This window comes from Bacillus sp. FJAT-42376, assembly GCF_003816055.1.
Lineage (GTDB): Bacteria > Bacillota > Bacilli > Bacillales > Bacillaceae > Metabacillus_B.
Genome location: NZ_CP033906.1, coordinates 639581 through 656868, shown reverse-complemented (window position 1 = coordinate 656868; position 17288 = coordinate 639581). Strand labels below are relative to the sequence as shown.

Below are 17288 nucleotides of genomic sequence, written 5' to 3'. Positions count from 1 at the left end.
CTTTTTCTACATTAAAGTAGAGATTGGTTTCATCGCTTCAAACGGGTTCTTGCATGATTTGCAGTACAAAATGCTTCGGCAGGCTGTCGGGCCGAATATATTTTCCAAGGTTGTATAACCTGACCCGCAGTAAGGGCAATCCACCTTCCACATGCCGGCTTCTTCGAGAAATACCGGCGGCGGGGCAATCCCGAATTCCTTCAGCCGTTCACGGCCTTCATCGGTAATCCGGTCAGAGGTCCACGGCGGACTGTAAATAAATTCAACCTGGACAGAGCTGATTTCATCCAGCTCCATAACAGCGCTTACAATATTCTTTTGAATGATTTCCAGGGCCGGGCACCCCATGAATGTCGGAAGCGCCTGAATGACCGCTTTTCCAGATTGATAGCAGATGGATTCAATCATCCCCAAGTCTATGACACTGACAGAGTTAATCTCAGGATCCTTCACGGTTTCGAGCACAGCTCTTATTTTTCCGATTACGTCTTGATTCATTTGTGTGAACGCCCCTTTACCAGACGGCCGAAGGGTCACTTCGGTAAACCTCCGATAACACTTCAAGCGCCGACTTCAAATCCTCTGTATGCTCACCGTTCCGTCCATTTCCGGATTTCATGCCGCATGGTGCCGGCTCAGGAAGCTGGACCTGACTGAAAATCAGCTTGATTTTGGAGTAAAACCGCTGCTTCAGCAGTTCTTCTCCTTCAATCAGTCCATGCTTCGCCAGCTCCCCGCCAAAAGCACCAAGCGTCAGCACTCCCTCAAAATCCTGCCACACCTTCTCAATGGCTCTTACCATCCTCGTCTTTGCTTCCCCTCCTGAGAGGATCAGCTGCCTGAACCACGTTTCCCAGTGCATCAAATGATAATACTGCTCCATGTTAATTTTCACGGCCGCCTGGGAAAGAGGTTCATAGGAGGAGTTTTTCAAGGATTCGAGTTTGATTTTTTTATAGAGATCGTAAAAATAGTTCCGGACGACGGTGAAGGCCCAGTCATACTTCGGTTCCTCTAAATAAGTGCCCGGCCCGTTCACTTCCTCTAAAATAATGGCATTTTTCCGATCCTGAACAGGGCGGGCATGGGCTAGAGCGTCAGCCGCCCCAGCTCCAAGCTGTTCGAGCAGCTGATAGTAAATGGCCGCATGCCCCATCGTATCCTGATTGATGGAAGAGTAGGCAATATCCTCTTCAATATGCGGGGCAAGGCCGAGCCACTCCGAACCTCTGTAAGCCGTAATGAAATCATCATCTGCGAGCTGGAAGAGGAGCTCTGACAAAGCCTTCCTGTATTCATCATTTTGTTTTGCCTCAAGCGCATCGTGAACGTTTGTCATTTGCTCTCCTCACCCCAGGACAAAATCTCTTTTTCATCAAGCATCCCCTGCTCATATTCCCGCCATTTTTTCTTTAAATAGCCGTAGCCCTTCGTTGTCCGGTAATCTTTGTTATCCAGACGCGCAAGCGATTCGCGCTCATCCTCTGTCATTTTCCGGATGTCTGACCGTTTGACGACCCAAATGTCCGCAACCGGCTCCCGGCGCATAAAATTTTCCTGAGCCATCACAGCCGCGAGCTCATGATTCGGCGCAAGCAGGCTGAACTGGTATTGCATATTAGATGATGGCGTTCGCTTGCTGAACACTTCAAATACCTCAAAAAACTCTGTCCTCTGCTTATCTGTCATGTGGTCAACCCCTTGCTAAACAGCATTCTGGCTTTTCATGTTCAGGGCATCAAGCACCCATTTATTGTTTTCATAGGCGAGCCTGCGAAGACGGAGACGGTCCTTCGATTTCGGCCCGTTGTTTTTAATGATGTTTTTGAACTCATTCCAGTCCGGCTGCTTATAGATCCAAAGCTTCTGCTCTTCATCGAAATGCATCGTTTCATCCGGAAGCTTCAAGCCAATGGACAGCACCCTTGGAATATATTTTGTAAAAAAGTCCTGGCGGAGCTGTTCATTTGTTTTTGTCCTGATTTTGTATTTAATGGTGGTATCCTGTTTGGATGAACCGGTTGTGGCGGCACTGGCCGGACCGAAAAACATAAGCAGCGCCTCCCACCAGCGGTTCAGGGAATCCTGAATCATCGCCTTTTGTTCCGGTGTACCTTCTGTTAATGCGAGAATAATGGATTCCCCATGCTGGGCATGAAAAACCTCTTCTGCACAAATTCGCTGCAGCGCTTTTGCATATGGGCCGTATGAGGCTCCGAGCATATTCGTCTGTGAAATAATCGCCGCGCCATCCACAAGCCAGCCGATCAGTCCGGCATCCGCCCATGTCGGAGCTTCCATGTGGAAGACATTATGAAACTTTAAATCTCCGCTGAACAGATCGTCCATTATGTCCTCTCTTGTTTTCCCAAGAGGAGTCATTAAATCTTCTGTCACGCGAAGCAGCATCTGCCCGTGTCCCATTTCATCCTGAACCTTTGCCATAATGCCAAGCTTCCGTCTCAAAGACGGAGCTTTTGGAACCCACTCCTTTTCCGGAAGCGCTCCCATTATTTCGCTGATGCCATGCATGGAAATCAGTTTGATCAGGGTCAGTCTGTAATCATCCGGCATCCAGTCATCGGCTTCAATCTTTTCCCCGGCTTCAATTCTTTCCATAAACCGTTTATACTTCTCCTCATCGGTCCGCTGATTAAACGAGGAAGCAACACTCACCGCAATACCCCTCTCTATTTATATGACGATTTTATAACGGTATTATATATTATTATTATATTAAATTCAATAATTTTCCTGAAGCTAGGCAAAAGCCTGCGGAAAACGTGCATCTACGATTCTCACAGCCTTTCCCTCCGACCTCGGGATCGACTTCGGTGCAAGAATACGCACATCAATGGATACAAGACAGGACTCCCGCATCAGCTGCTGAATGCGCCTCCGGAGATCCTCAATTTTCTCATGGGCAAGATCCATCTCCGCTTCTGCGTAAACGCTATCGCTTAACTCCACATGAAGAGTCACTTCATCAAGCGGCCCCTGCTTATTCAGGTGCAGCTGATAGTGAGGACTGATTTCCGGTACCTTGATCAGATAGTGTTCAATTTCTGACGGAAATACATTGACCCCTCTGATAATCAGCATGTCATCCATACGTCCCTTGATTCTGGACATGCGCGCCGTCGTTCTCCCGCATTTACACGGCTCTCTTGTAATGGAAGCGATGTCTCCCGTCCGGTAGCGGATCATTGGAATCGCTTCTTTCTTCAGACTCGTGAAGACGAGTTCGCCAAGCTGTCCTTCGGGTACCGGCTCCAATGTATCCGGATCAATCACTTCTGTGAGAAAATGATCCTCTGCCAGATGCAGTCCGTCCTGCGCTTCTCGGCATTCCACCGCCACGCCCGGCCCCATCACCTCACTCAGCCCGTATATGTCGCAGGCTTTGATTCCGAGCCGTTCCTCAAGCGTTTTCCGCATCTCCTCCGACCACGGCTCTGCCCCGAAAATACCGTACTGAAGAGAAGTGGCACAGGAATCCTTGCCAAGCTCCCTCATCCGTTCCGCGATATTCAGCGCATAGGAAGGCGTACAGCAAATCACCTCAGGCTGCAAATCCTCGATCAGCGTAATCTGGCGGTCTGTATTCCCGACGGACACCGGGATAACCGCCATTCCAAGCTTTTCGCCGCCGGCATGCAGCCCGAGTCCGCCTGTGAAAAGGCCGTAGCCATAAGCATTGTGCAGAATCCCATCCGGAGTTCCGCCTCCTAACGCGATTCCTCTTGCGGCTAAATCCGCCCAGCTTTCGATATCCTGTTTCGTATATCCCACAATCGTCGGCTTCCCTGACGTCCCTGAGGAGGCATGGATCCGGATGAGGTCCTTCCGGTCAGCCGCAAATAATCCGAACGGGTAATGCTCGCGCAAGTGCTTTTTCTGGGTAAACGGCAGCTTTTGGATATCATCGAGCTGCTGGATCACGTCCGGAGTAATCCCCGCTGTTTTAAAGCGTTCCTTATAAAATGGGCTTTTTTCAAAAGCAGCATGAACCGTTTTTTTCAAATGTTTGAGCTGCAGTTTCTCCATTTCCATCCGTGACAGTGTCTCTTCCCTGTGCAAAATCAACCATATCCCCCCTCTTACTCCTACTGTCATTTATAACGTTTATTTATCGACATAAATAAAAACGTCATATTTTATTTCCAGCATACATTGGACGCAATAGACCGTCAATTAATTTCTGAAAATTCCATCTATATCCTTCAAACCTAGTTCAGATCTTTTGCAGAGAACCAGCCGGCACACTTTATCATTGGCATTCTTTAAAATCCGTTCTTTCGAATCAGATTCCTTAACATAGGAGGCACAACTGTAATCTGAATGTAAAAGAATTCATCTCATGTTTTTCTCACAAGCCCTCTTTTTCAGAATAGTCGGATCATCACCCTCCTTTTCTCCTTGCCAACGTTTATATTACGCTCATCGAATTTGAAAACGCCAACAGAGGGGAACCGGTTCCACACAGACGGATCCATCTATTCAAAGTAAACGAATACATAACCGCTCATTTTATAGAAAGTGTTTCTTTACTGAAACTAAGTCTTTAGTCCTGTGAAAATACAACCAAAATTCCTCAAAAAGAGGGAACGGTTACTTTCGTCCTCTTTGACGGAAAAATGTGCAGCCAGTATTCTGTAGTTGCATGCGGAACCGGTTCTGCAAAAGCTGCTTCAGCGCTGCAGCTATCATTTAAATATTCATTCAGTTCCTTGTCACTGCAGATTTTGGAAGGATAGTTAATAAAACATTTAAGAAATGAGGACGATTATGAACATCCAGACGATTCTTAAACGAACAACGGCATTAACTCTTACTTCTGCTATTGTATTAGGCGGAGGCGCTCAGGCTTTTGCTCAAGAATACAAAGATCAAAATAAAACATACGGGCAAGGCGAACTGACACGTGAAGATATGGGCAAAATTCCCGGCCAAATCGCAAAAGATAAAGCCCGCTACACTGTCCCTCAGTTCGATGAGACAAAAATCAAAAATATTGAATCAGCAGTCGGCTATGATAAAGATGGAAACAAAATCAAGCTGGATGTGTGGGACACTTGGCCTCTAGCGAACGCTGACGGAACCGTTGCGGATTATAAAGGATACGACATCGTTTTCGGCCTTGCCGGTGACCCGAAGGATGCCAACGATACATCCATCTATATGTTCTATAAGAAAAAAGGCAATGAATCCATCGATGCATGGAAAAATGCAGGAAAAGTATTCGAGAACGATAAAGTGAACCCGAATGATCCGCATCTGAAAAACAAGGATCAGGACTGGTCCGGTTCTGCGATTATGACAGAGGACGGCGAAATCCGTTTGTTCTATACGAACCGCTCGGACCGTGAAGCTGGTAAACAAACGATTACAACGGCACAAGTGAACATGTCACAGCCTGCATCCGGCCAATTGAAAGTGAACGGAGTATCCGATCACAAGTCCATCTTTGACGGAGACGGCGAACTCTATCAGACAATCAAACAGTTCACGGATGGCGGCGGAATGGAATCCGGCGATAACCATACACTGAGAGACCCTCACTATATTGAAGAAAACGGAAAAAAATATCTTGTATTTGAAGCAAATACAGGTACTGAAACAGGCTACCAAGGGGAACAATCTCTATTTAACCGTGCCTACTACGGCGGAGATAAATCTTTCTATGAAGCAGAAAAAGAAAAGCTGATGAACAGTGATAAAAAGAAAACAGCGGAGCTTGCAAACGGCGCTATGGGAATCATCGAACTAAATGATGACTACACATTGAAAAACGTGAAAAAGCCATTGCTTACTTCTAACACCGTAACAGATGAAATTGAACGTCCGAACATTTTCAAGCACAACGGCAAATGGTACCTCTTCACTGATACACGCGGTGCTAAGATGACGATTGATGGTGTAGATAATGAAGATATCTATATGCTTGGTTATGTAGCCGATTCTCTTAACGGCAAATTCAAGCCGCTGAACGGTACAGGCATTGTGCTCCATCATGACCTGGACCCGAATGACAAAACGTTCAACTATGCACACTATGCGATCCCGCAAAAATCCGGTGATGACTTTGTTGTCACAAGCTACATTACAAACAGAGGATTCTTCGAGGATCAGAAGTCTTCTTTCGCACCAAGCTTCTTATTGAACATTGACGGCGATCAGACTTCTGTTGTCAAAAACAGCGTACTTGAGCAAGGACAGCTTGAAGTTCAGGCGGATGAAAAATCCAAATAAAACAATAGCAGAGAAAATGGTGAGTGATGATCCTCACCATTTTCTTTTATCTGTTCATGAAAGGGGCAATTGAAGTGAACAGCACGAAAAAATCCTTCATATGGATCGCTCTTGCTGCTTTGATGCTGGGTCTTTTCACCATGATGACGATCAAATGGCAGGATGGGAAAAAACAGCCTGACCCAAAACCTGCACCTCCTCAGGAATCGTCTTCTTATCGGCCGGCTTTTCATTTCAGCACGCCCGATAAATGGAAAAACGATCCGCAGAAACCGGTCTTTTTTGACGGGAAATACCATTACTATTATTTATACAACGGCAATTATCCAGACGGGGGCGGAACGGAATGGCGCCATGCTTCCTCTGAGGACCTTGCTTCATGGAAAGACGAAGGAGTCGCCATCCCTAAATTTACAAACAAAAACGGGGATATTTGGTCCGGGTCTGTCGTCGAAGATAAAAAAAATACAGCCGGCTTCGGGGAAGGGGCAATTGTTTCCCTTGTTACCCAGCCTTCAGCTGATGGCGGCAAACAGGAACAATATTTATGGTACAGTACCGATCGGGGAAAAACGTTTCAATCCTTCAGCGATGAACCTGTCCTATCCAATCCCGGAACAGAAGTTTTCCGTGATCCGAAAGTGATTAAGGATGATGAACATCAGAAGTGGGTCATGACCATGGCGGAAGGAGATAAAATCGGTTTTTATGAGTCCGGGAATTTGAAAGATTGGACGTATACCGGAGAATTCAAAACAGAAAACATCGGGCTGATTGAATGTCCGGACCTTTTCCAGATGCGTGCCGATGACGGCACGGTCAAATGGGTTATGGGGGCAAGTGCAAATGGGAAAGCTGCCGGAAAACCAAATACGTATGCGTATTGGACAGGCACCTATGACGGAAAAACGTTTACTGCCGAAAACCAGGAGCCCCAGTGGCTGGATTACGGTTTTGACTGGTACGGCGGCGTGACGTTTGAAGATGGAAAAAGCGAAGACCCATTGACTAAGCGTTTTGCATTGGCATGGATGAATAACTGGGATTATCCCCACAACACCCCAACCGTAAAGGAAGGGTTCAACGGAGTGGATTCCATTGTCCGTGAGATTGGGCTTAAAAAGCAGGCAGATCAAAGCTACAGCTTAACTTCCCAGCCTGTCCAGACACTCGGTCAATTAACCGAGTCAGCGGATACGATCAGCCGCCTAGAAGTGAATGGATCCAAAACACTCGATACGAAGGGGGACACCTATCAGATGGATGCCGATATGACATGGGACCAGGCTAAGAACATCGGATTGCGGCTGCGCGAATCCGATGATCAAAAGCGTCACATTGATATCGGTTTTCTCCCTGATCAGGGGCTCGCGTATGTGAACAGGGGCTTCACGGGACAGCCGGATGAAAGCAAAAAATATGTGGAAAGCAAAGCGCCTTTTGACGCAGGCAAGAAAAAGGTCCATGTTAAAATATTGGTGGACCGGACAAGCGTCGAGGTATTTGTAGATGACGGGAAAAGCGTTCTGTCCAATCAGGTGTTTCCAGAACCGTCTGATCAGGGAATCACCCTATTCTCTGAAGGCGGGCCGGCTGTGTTTGAAAAAATAGAGATCAAACACTTCCGTTCGGGAGCCCAATCATCATGATACGATCAAGAGGCTGGTATGAAACCGGCCTCTTTTTCCTTTTGCTCTGAAAAGCGCCTTTAGACGCAGCAATCCTGCTGCAGGACCGCTTCACTGCCTGTCCGAATTGCCTGCCCAAGTATTTCCCGGCTTCAAAAACTTTTCCGCGTTTTGACAATTTTTGATATAATATGCACAAGACGCTTTATGAAAGGAAGCCGCGATGATTGAAACAAGCCGCCTGGACCGAGGCAAGAAAAAGAAAAGCAGCCGGAAAACACGCAAAGTCTTTTTACTCATATTCCTCCTTCTCCTAGCAAGCACCGTCCTCTTTTTCTATATTCAATATAAAACAGCACTCGATCAATCCATGAAAGCAACAGATGTTCATAAACAGGAAGTTGATTTTAATGGCGTAATGACAAAAGGCAAGGTAAATGTTCTGCTGCTTGGAATCGACTCCCGGGGAGAAGAAAAATCCCGGACCGATACCATTATGATTGGCCAATACGATCACGATGCAAAAACAGCTAAACTTGTCTCCATCATGCGGGATTCCTATGTTGATATTCCGGGTCACGAAAAAATGAAAATCAATTCAGCCTATTCCATAGGCGGAGCTGAGCTTCTCAGAAAAACCATCAAAGAAAACTTTGATGTCGATGTCCAATACTATGCATTAGTCGATTTTAAAGGATTCTCTCAAATTATCGATACCGCTTTCCCGGATGGACTGGAAGTCAATGTCGAAAAACGGATGTCCAAGGATATTGGGATGATTCTTGAGCCGGGATTGCAGCGGCTTGATGGAAAACAGACCCTGGCCTATGTCCGGTTCAGAAAAGATGCCCAAAGCGACTTCGGCCGGATTAAACGGCAGCAGGAGATTATCGGCAAGGTGACCAGTGAGCTCCTGACCCTAAACGGCGTCGTAAAGGCACCACAATTGCTCGGGACCATTCAGCCTTATATCAATACGAATATCGATTCAGGCGAAGTGCTGTCTCTCGCCACCTCTTACCTTACAAACCGGGATGAAGGCATTGAAACTCTTCGAATTCCGGCGGACGGGACCTATGAACCGAAGACTTTCCAGCGGGCGGGAGCGGTTCTGGACCTGGATCTTGAAAAAAATCAAACGGCACTAAAGGAATTTTTAGGAGAAACCGAATAATAAGCAGGCTGCCGGGCAAATTGCCGGCAGCCTTTTTATTTGACACAGAAGAGGGAAAAAAGTATCGGAGCCGTTCATTTACTAGCTTTTAAGGAGAAAAGCACAGAATGATAAAGCCCTTTTTCCTTCAATAGCAGTCTTGAAGAAGCAGAACAAATCGCCGGCGGAAAAGAAAGCTTAGCCAGGGAAGACGGAGAAGATTGCGATAAATTCCATACCGTTGCCTATACCTTCTAAAGAAAGAAAAAAAGGCTGGGATATCAGCTATGCCGCTAAAAGCTTTCAGGAAGGAAAGCTCTCTGAGACTATCAGACGGGGCTGAAGTAAAAACCGTTTCTTCCTAATGCCTTTCCCGCCGGAAAGGCCTTGGTCTTTTTAACCACTCCTTTCCCCCTTCTTTTTAATGGCTTGCGGCTTCATTCGACACCTCTTGACGGCCCTGCACAGGATTCCTTTCCTATCTCCTGATTTTCCCAAAATCCTACAAACGGTTCAAGGGAAGTTATTTCGAATATCGAATTACTTACCTAACCGAGTAGAAGGAGGAATTGATTGGATGAATAAGCTCACTTTGAAAAAATGGGCCGCATGCCTGTCCATCGCCGCATTGTCGGCAGGATTTACACTGCCGGCACAGGCAAAACAAGAGGGGTACAGTACCAGTCAGGCCGCTTACAAACCATCTTCTAATCCTGCACCGCTGCCCGTTTTCAAAAGCTCCGGGAAAAAAGATAAGACCGTCGGGGACAACGTCAGGGGACCTGCGGATCCATCCTACATAATGGATGTGAAGTACGATTCCAAAACGCATAAACTGACAGGGAAAATGACTGTCACCTTCAAAAACAATGTAAAGAACAACCTCAGTGAACTGTACTTCAATCTATGGGGAAAAGCGGATATCTTTAAAGAAAAAGGCGGCAGTATGGATGTCTCGGATATCCGGGTAAACGGGACAAAAGCGGCATTCGAAGTAAAGGATACCGCCTTGCATATTCAGAACTTATCTCTTGCAAAAAATAGAAAAGCCTCTGTATCCATGAATTTCAGCGTTGCGTTCCCTGAGCAGCAGGACCGCTTCGGCTGGTATGGCGACACCGTCTCAATGGGCAACTGGTTCCCGATTTTATCGGTGTATGACGAGGAAGGCTGGAATGTCGACCCTTATTTTAACGCGGGGGAATCGTTCTATTCACTAACAGGCAAATACGACGTCACGGTTACAACTGACCGCAAGCAGGTCATCGCGGCAACGGGTACAGAAGAAGGGAAACCACGTATAAACGGAGAGCTTGCCACCCACCGCTACAAAGCAGAAAATGTGCGTGACTTTGCGATGGAAATGAATCCGACCTACAAAATCTTGTCATCTAAAGTAAACGGGGTAAAAGTGAACGTTTATTACGATGACAAATATTCGAAATATGCCGCTTCGCTCCTTGAATCGGGCATAGACAGCATCGAGCTGTTCAGTGAAAAATTCGGGAAATACCCTTGGCCGGAGCTTGATGTCGTGTCAATGGAAGGCTGGTTCGGCGGCATGGAATATCCTCAGCTTGTCATGATCAGCTTAAATGAACGAAGAAGCCAGGAATGGGTAAAATCAGTGAACGCCCACGAAATCGGCCACCAATGGTTCTACGGCATTATCGGCGATAACGAATACGATGAGCCATGGCTGGATGAATCATTCGCAAGCTATGCCGCAGCCCTTTATGACAACAGCCTGGATGAATTAAATGTCCCTCCGCTTCCGGATGAGTCCTATCACGTCTCAAGCAAAGTATCTGACTTTACCGCCAGAGGTGACGAAGGGATCAATGCCTACTACTACACCATCTATGACTACGGCTCCACAACGCTGAACGACCTCCGCCTCGAAGTCGGCGATGATGCGTTTTATAAAGCGATGAAAGCCTATTTTAACGAAAAGAAATTCGGGATTACGACGACAAAAGACTTTATTGCCGCCATGGAGAAATCCACCGGCCAGGACTTGAGCCCGTTTTTCAGAGCGCATCGGGTGTTTCCTTCGGATCAGTATTAAGGCAGGACGGATAGCCGCTCGTGTTAACAAATGGAGACTTCCTTTAGGGAGTCTCCATTTATCCTTATTCCGCACACTTTTTATGCAGGGATTTTGTCCCTTTTGTAGAAATTACTAGAACAAGAGAAAAGCTTGGCACAAATTTAAAGGACGGTGACGGACATGTTCAAGAATCGTTTTTTCAAAAATGTTCTATTCAGGGGCCTCCCCCACAAAGAACAAAACGTTTGTGAATTAAAGCTTGTAAAAGTGATAAAGCGCCTGAAAATCGAAGACTACGAGTTCAATTGGGACCGCAACAGCTGCTATATTCAGTTTATTTACAACCAGGAAGCATACAGACTCGAGCATTCAATTGAAAAAGCCAATGCGAAGGGCATCCTGCTGCGAAACGGAATGGACTGCTTAAACGATCTGACCGAATCCCTTGAAGACCTGTGCGCCATTATCGACCGGGGAACGTACCGGTTCGAGACATGGATCGAAGGCATGAAACAATCCCCTCCCAAATCCGACACCCCTGAATACGAAGAAGAATTCCATATCCGGTACCGCTCATTAGGGAGACAGCCTTACCCTGAAACAAGAAGACAGGAAGAACTCACCTCTTTTCACCCGGAGTCCCCATTGAGAGATTTTGATGAGAACGAAACCGTGCAAGTACCATTGCGCAAATAAGAAAAGACTTCCCGGTTCAATGGGAAGTCTTTTCTCTCTATTTTTCAATGATAACCTTCAGCCCGCTGACTTCCTCTGATGCCTCCATCAGAACATCTGCCAGCTTGTTCGCCTGATCCCCGAGGTTTTTCAGACTTTCATCAAAATGAACCCATTTGATCACCATCGGGGGCATCGCATAATCCAGTAAACAATCGTACAGGGCATCCAGGTTTTCGCCGTAAAAATCCGGGAAGGAAAGCCCGGTCTTGAAAAACTGATGAATCTCCTTCACGGTCTGCAGATTTTTCCCGTTCACTACCAGTTCAGTCACTTGATTCACCTCAAGGCTAAGTATGTATTCATTTTCATTAAATAGGACTTGCTGTTAAGAAGCAAGTCCCCTCATGTTTATTAATAGACTCTTTTAAACGTAGCGTAGTGATCGCTTGTTGTGTAGTAAAGGCCGTCATTGGAATAAACCACTCTAGATGCGTTCCTGCACCCGGATGTATAATAGGCATCCGCTTCATAATACACACGGCCCGATTTAGAAGGAAGCTTTCCTTCCCGGTTCGAAAACACATCTCCGCCGATGCTGTATCCGGGAAGAACGTCTGCCAGGTTGCATTGGCTAGATACCCAGCCATACTGGGAAGCGACCGATTTCGTTACAAAATTCGCGGGCAATTCTCCATACGCTTTCAGGTAATCAATAATACCGGTAAAACTAGTTGGATACATTTCCAGAGCAGCCGCCTTCGCTTCAGGAGCTTCCTTTAAAGATCCAGCACTTACTCCACCAAACGTCAGGGCAAAAACAAGAGCAATCATCGCACCAAACTTTAACAGCTTGTTCATTCTTTCAGCCTCCGTTTTGTTCATTTTGAATACAAGCTGAATTATACAGGCGGGGCTTGTAAAGATGGTTAAGTGATTGTAAAGAATGGGATAGATGGTTAAAAATGATAGGATGCTCCTAGCGGCAGGCAGGAAAAAAGACGAGCGAATCTTTTTCCCTGCTCTAGCCAGTCCATCCTTTTTCTCATAGAAACAGGAGGGCTGCTCCAAAAATTAAAATAGCCGCCCCTGACTGAATCCATATCACCTTTTTGCCTACACCGGCCTTCTTTTCCAGAAAATAGATGTAGTTCGTAACGAGCGCAAAGCCAATAAGAGGCAGAAAATAGACATCTGCATCTTGACGGGCTATAAAATACTGAAGAATGCCAAGTCCAACCATGATATTTCCAGCCGTCCCTGCTGCGAGGTACAGATATAATTTCTTCTTCTCTTCACTCATTGTTTTTCCCCTCCTTTCCCCATGCATGCTTTTCCCTGTCCAGGAAAAAAATAACCATAAAATCCCACAAGCCTGTTGGTTTCAGAATCATATATTTTCAAATCAGAAGGGATAGCCGCCTTTCTAAGAAAAAAACCATAAAAAAAGGCTTCTCCCATAGATGGAGATGCCTATTTTTAGAGTGAACGCTATGAAATGTTCTCTTTCTTGACTGTTTGGCTCGTTTCCCAGTAGCTTGCATTCTTTATCCCTAATGCCTTAGGATCAAATACCGGATCCAGTCCCTGCTTTTTCTGTCTTTCATAATCCTTCAGTGCAAGAAGTGCCGGCTTGGCCAGAATCAAAATCGCAATGACATTCAGCCAAACCATGATGCCCAGTCCCGCATCCCCCAGCGCCCATGCGACTTCAGCTGTTTTGACTGACCCGTAAAAAGTCGCTGCCATGATGACCACCTTTAATACGAGCGAAGTCCATTTGCTGTTTTTTCTGAACAAATAAGTCAGGTTCGTCTCCGCAATATAGTAGTAGGCCATAATCGTCGTGAAGGCAAAAAAGAAAAGAGCGATGGCGACAAATCCTGCACCAAACCCTGGAAGTACACTGTCAATGGCCGCCTGTGTATAGCCAGGACCCGCTTCGATTCCTTTAAGATTATTGACAATGAACGAACCGTTTTCCGCCTGCGTATTGTACATTCCTGTAAACAAAATCATAAACGCAGTCGCTGAGCATACGAACAGCGTATCAATGTAAACCGAAAAGGCCTGTACCAACCCCTGCTTTGCCGGATGGGACACCTCAGCCGCTGCGGCCGGATGGGCTCCCGTCCCCTGGCCAGCCTCATTCGAGTAGATTCCCCGTTTTACTCCCCAGGCAACAGCCATTCCAATCAGCCCGCCGAAAGCAGAATCTGCACCAAAGGCACTTCTGAAAATTAAGCCGATCACATTCGGCAATTCCGAAATGTTCATAATAACGATAATAACGGATAAGAGTATGTATCCAAGTGCCATGAACGGAACAATCAGCTGTGCCGCGTTCGCAATCCTTTTGGTACCACCAAAGATGATGAAGCCTAACAGAACGACAACTGCAATCCCGCTGATGGCCGGAGATAGTCCGAACGCATTCTTCATCCCCAGGGCAATCGAATTGGCCTGCACGCCCGGCATCAGAATAGCCATCGCAATGATCGCGGCAATCGCAAAAAGAACCGCAAACCATTTCCAGCCTATGCCCTTTTCAATGTAATAAGCCGGTCCTCCACGATATTGACCGTCCTGCTTTACTTTGTAAATCTGGGCCAGAGTAGACTCTACGAATGCACTCGAAGCCCCTATGAAGGCAATCGCCCACATCCAGAAAACCGCACCGGGACCGCCAAAAGCGATCGCTGTGGCCACACCGGCAATGTTCCCCGTGCCGACACGTCCGGAAAGCGCAATGGAAAGCGCCTGAAAGGATGAAACACCGGCTTCCGAGCTTTTCCCCTGGAACATCAGCATGATCATATCCTTAATGTGCCGCACCTGCAAAAACCGGGTTAAAATAGAAAATAAAAGTCCTACGCCAAGCAATATGTATATCACCGGGGTGCTCCATAAGATGCTGTTTAAACCAGAAACGAATTCCGCCAACCTATTCACTCCCTTTAACTATCTGAAAATTCCTACTTTTTATTATAGATTAGGCGGAATATTTCCACAATATTTTTTGTCACAATTCCTCACATTGAAGCAGAAATTGATCGCTTTAGCATCTTGCTCCCTTTCTGTCATACTATTACCCGTAAAGTTCCTATTACCATTATTGAACAATGTCCAATTTTTTCTCCCTCTTCCAAAGAAGGATTATAAATAATAGCCCTATGGCTGCTGTACAGAAATAGGCAGTGGGGATTACCCATTTAGGATACACGTAATCAATCATATGATTAATAAAAAAAGCTGTGCCAAACATAAGGAATGCAAGGATAATGGGAATTTGAAAACCAATCAGTGCAATGAAGCTGGAAGCAAAAGTTGAAAAGGACATAGCAAGCAGGGCAAAAACCAGCCCCAGTATATAAATAGCTAATATACTCAGCAACATATAATGACCAAGAGAAAAATCGTACCAATCATAACTTCCTATAAACGCATTGACTGGAACTTGAAAGAACATAGATGTTTTATTCTGAAAATAAAAGCTGAAATAAACGCTTAGGAGAACGGTTATTAATAAAAAAGAAGATAGCAATCCGGCAGTAACCTTCTTTTTGTAAAACTTCCTTCCTGCTTTAGACGTATATTGTAAATGAACAACTTTTCGGGAGCGATCCTGAATGAATAAAGGTGAAATCACCAGCACAACACTAATCATAATCGTTATCGCCACAGATATGATGAAGTCTTTAAAATTATCTAGCACAAGTTCCGGATATACATGATAACTCCCATTAGACTTTATTTCTTCTAATCTCTCCTTCTGCCAGGAATTTGAGGAGGCAATTTCATTTTGAATACCCTCCTCATTTAAATTGTGGAATTCAATTAATGTATTTCTTGCCTGCAGCTCCCACAGCAAATCTACTTGTTCATCAAACATGACTTTACTGTTGAGAGCAGATGCTTTTTCATTTTCCATATCCATACTCTTAAACCCTTCGTATGTACGTATCCCTATCTTGTTAAAATCTTCTCTACTTTGGAAAAACCGGTCGGCTTCCTGCACCCGATATTGATACGTTCTCTTAAAATCAGCATTTTCTGCTTTATCCATGGTATTTCCGTATTTATTGACCATTTCCACTCCAACACGATAGGAATCTAAATCGGGTCGTCCATTCGGGAAGTACTTTATATGAAAATCGATCAGCAAGAAATAAAGGATACTATTAATCAGAATAAGGACCGCGATCATCTTCCAATTAAACAGCCTTTTCATTTCATTTTTTACAATTCGCATCCCTAATCTCCTTATACAATGGATTGTTTTTTAAATCGTTTTAAACAGATCATGCATAATACTCCTAACATAATGGCCCATGCAAGCACTGTAACCATCTCAAAATATTTAAACATAAGGAGTTCTTTATTCCCCATGAACCAGGTTTGAGGGTTTAATAAAAGGACCGACGGATTGAAACTGGCAGCAAAGATCAAGTTAGAGGAAGAAAGCATTGCTCCCGGAAGCAGGTATAGAGCCGCGAAGATCACTGCAACAAGGATAAAGGTGTAGTAGCTGTTCTTTACCAAAACCGAAACAGCAAACGTTAAGGCGGCGAACAAAAGCACACATACAAAACTAAGTACGACCGCCCATATTAAATAGGAAAATACAGACATCTTCCACCATGATAGATAAGAAAAACCAAACTCCCAATTAAAACCGCTGCTCACAGCAGACATCATTAAGTTAGAGTAATCAAAATTTATGAAGTAGAATCCCAATGTAACCAGGAACATAAACGCTGTGATCCCTGCTGAAACGAGCAGAGCTGCAAATAATTTATCCCTCATCAGCATCCGGCCTCTTTTTGATGAGAATGAGACTTGACTCGTCCGGTTTTCAAACTCAAAATTTGAAATAAACGCTGTTGCCAGTACAATGATAATAAGGGTTTCTAAGAGTAAGTGTCTGAACACAGTCTTGAATAGAAGCGAATGCATCTGGTTGGTTTCTCCATCAAAAAACCATTGTTTGTGCTCGCTGTTCTTTTGCAGCTCTTCCAAACGTGCAGAGAATTGATCATATTGCTTTCTCAAGGTTTCAGCTGCATCACCAGTTATCCTGAATTTATTTATTGCTGCTTCACCCATCTGATGACCATCGAACTGTTCATATCGCTGATCCAGCGTTTCCGCCTTAGCCAGATATTGTTCTTTTACAAAAAGCTGGTTAAAAGCCCTCATTTCATTTTCCGTATATACCTCAGTCTCTCCTACCCGAAATTGATTAAAAAACTCAGTGGCACTGTGAAATGTTTGAGACGTTTTCTTTTCGGTGATTTCGTTCAAATCTGCTAATGGCTTTTGCAAATCCTGTCTTAGTTTTTCAAGAGATGAAGACGTAATTGTTCTCCCATATTGATCAGCCAGCTCATTAGCGACATGTAATTCATCTTTAAATGTTGGAGCGTTATAAATTAATTGGATGTTATAAAGGGTAAACAAGACCAGCAAAGAGAGAATGACGGGGGATGTCACAGCCTTTCTGCATTCATAGTAAATAACCTTCATTACC

16 protein-coding genes are annotated in these 17288 nt (G+C 45.2%); 5 read left to right on the top strand and 11 right to left on the bottom strand.

The annotated features are described in order from the left end of the window. Positions 1-6 precede the first annotated feature (6 nt). The 5 genes from paaD to CEF21_RS03370 form a co-directional block, all read right to left on the bottom strand. Positions 7-498, bottom strand: coding sequence for a 1,2-phenylacetyl-CoA epoxidase subunit PaaD (gene paaD, locus CEF21_RS03390; protein ID WP_123913378.1), 492 nt, complete (start codon positions 496-498; stop codon positions 7-9). Positions 499-514: 16 nt separating this feature from the next. Continuing rightward, positions 515-1339: a 1,2-phenylacetyl-CoA epoxidase subunit PaaC gene (paaC, locus tag CEF21_RS03385; protein ID WP_123913377.1), complete on the bottom strand. Its 825-nt coding sequence runs from the start codon at positions 1337-1339 to the stop codon at positions 515-517. Further along, the gene (gene paaB / locus CEF21_RS03380; RefSeq protein ID WP_123913376.1) at positions 1336-1689 is read right to left on the bottom strand and encodes a 1,2-phenylacetyl-CoA epoxidase subunit PaaB; all 354 of its coding nucleotides are present in this window, start codon (positions 1687-1689) and stop codon (positions 1336-1338) included. The genes paaC and paaB overlap by 4 nt, the downstream gene beginning before the upstream one ends. Before the next feature lie 15 nt (positions 1690-1704). Then, complete coding sequence (gene paaA, locus CEF21_RS03375) at positions 1705-2619, bottom strand: 1,2-phenylacetyl-CoA epoxidase subunit PaaA (protein WP_481747652.1); 915 nt, start codon at positions 2617-2619, stop codon at positions 1705-1707. Positions 2620-2760: 141 nt separating this feature from the next. After that, positions 2761-4086, bottom strand: coding sequence for a phenylacetate--CoA ligase family protein (locus CEF21_RS03370; RefSeq protein WP_123913374.1), 1326 nt, complete (start codon positions 4084-4086; stop codon positions 2761-2763). Between the two features lie 702 nt (positions 4087-4788). On the opposite strand from CEF21_RS03370, the gene CEF21_RS03365 reads away from it, so the two are divergent. The 5 genes from CEF21_RS03365 to CEF21_RS03345 all read left to right on the top strand — a co-directional run bounded on the left by CEF21_RS03365 (position 4789) and on the right by CEF21_RS03345 (position 11779). Next, positions 4789-6252 (top strand): glycoside hydrolase family 68 protein, encoded by a 1464-nt coding sequence (locus CEF21_RS03365; RefSeq protein ID WP_123913373.1) that lies wholly within the window; start codon positions 4789-4791, stop codon positions 6250-6252. A gap of 122 nt (positions 6253-6374) precedes the next feature. Continuing rightward, a complete protein-coding gene (locus CEF21_RS03360; RefSeq protein ID WP_123919941.1) occupies positions 6375-7901 on the top strand; it encodes a glycoside hydrolase family 32 protein in 1527 nt (508 codons plus the stop codon). Positions 7902-8103: 202 nt separating this feature from the next. Further along, on the top strand, positions 8104-9054 hold the full coding sequence (locus CEF21_RS03355; protein ID WP_123913372.1) for an LCP family protein: 951 nt from the start codon (positions 8104-8106) through the stop codon (positions 9052-9054). Positions 9055-9610: 556 nt separating this feature from the next. Continuing rightward, complete coding sequence (locus tag CEF21_RS03350; protein WP_164462066.1) at positions 9611-11101, top strand: M1 family metallopeptidase; 1491 nt, start codon at positions 9611-9613, stop codon at positions 11099-11101. 162 nt (positions 11102-11263) lie between these two features. Then, positions 11264-11779 carry a hypothetical protein gene (locus CEF21_RS03345; protein WP_123913370.1) on the top strand — a complete coding sequence of 172 codons (516 nt, stop codon included), beginning with the start codon at positions 11264-11266 and terminating at the stop codon, positions 11777-11779. Positions 11780-11816: 37 nt separating this feature from the next. On the opposite strand, the gene CEF21_RS03340 is transcribed toward CEF21_RS03345, so the two are convergent. The 6 genes from CEF21_RS03340 to CEF21_RS03315 form a co-directional block, all read right to left on the bottom strand. Next, positions 11817-12092 (bottom strand): barstar family protein, encoded by a 276-nt coding sequence (locus CEF21_RS03340; protein ID WP_164462065.1) that lies wholly within the window; start codon positions 12090-12092, stop codon positions 11817-11819. A gap of 80 nt (positions 12093-12172) precedes the next feature. Continuing rightward, positions 12173-12619: a ribonuclease domain-containing protein gene (locus CEF21_RS03335; protein ID WP_123913368.1), complete on the bottom strand. Its 447-nt coding sequence runs from the start codon at positions 12617-12619 to the stop codon at positions 12173-12175. Between the two features lie 184 nt (positions 12620-12803). Then, a complete protein-coding gene (locus CEF21_RS03330) occupies positions 12804-13061 on the bottom strand; it encodes a hypothetical protein (protein WP_123913367.1) in 258 nt (85 codons plus the stop codon). A gap of 188 nt (positions 13062-13249) precedes the next feature. Next, positions 13250-14701 (bottom strand): alanine/glycine:cation symporter family protein, encoded by a 1452-nt coding sequence (locus tag CEF21_RS03325; protein ID WP_123913366.1) that lies wholly within the window; start codon positions 14699-14701, stop codon positions 13250-13252. A 169-nt stretch (positions 14702-14870) separates the two neighbouring features. Then, the gene (locus tag CEF21_RS03320) at positions 14871-15848 is read right to left on the bottom strand and encodes an ABC transporter permease (protein WP_123913365.1); all 978 of its coding nucleotides are present in this window, start codon (positions 15846-15848) and stop codon (positions 14871-14873) included. A 173-nt stretch (positions 15849-16021) separates the two neighbouring features. Then, entirely contained in the window at positions 16022-17284 is a 1263-nt protein-coding gene (locus CEF21_RS03315) for an ABC transporter permease (RefSeq protein WP_123913364.1), read from the bottom strand. Between the last annotated feature and the right edge of the window lie 4 nt (positions 17285-17288).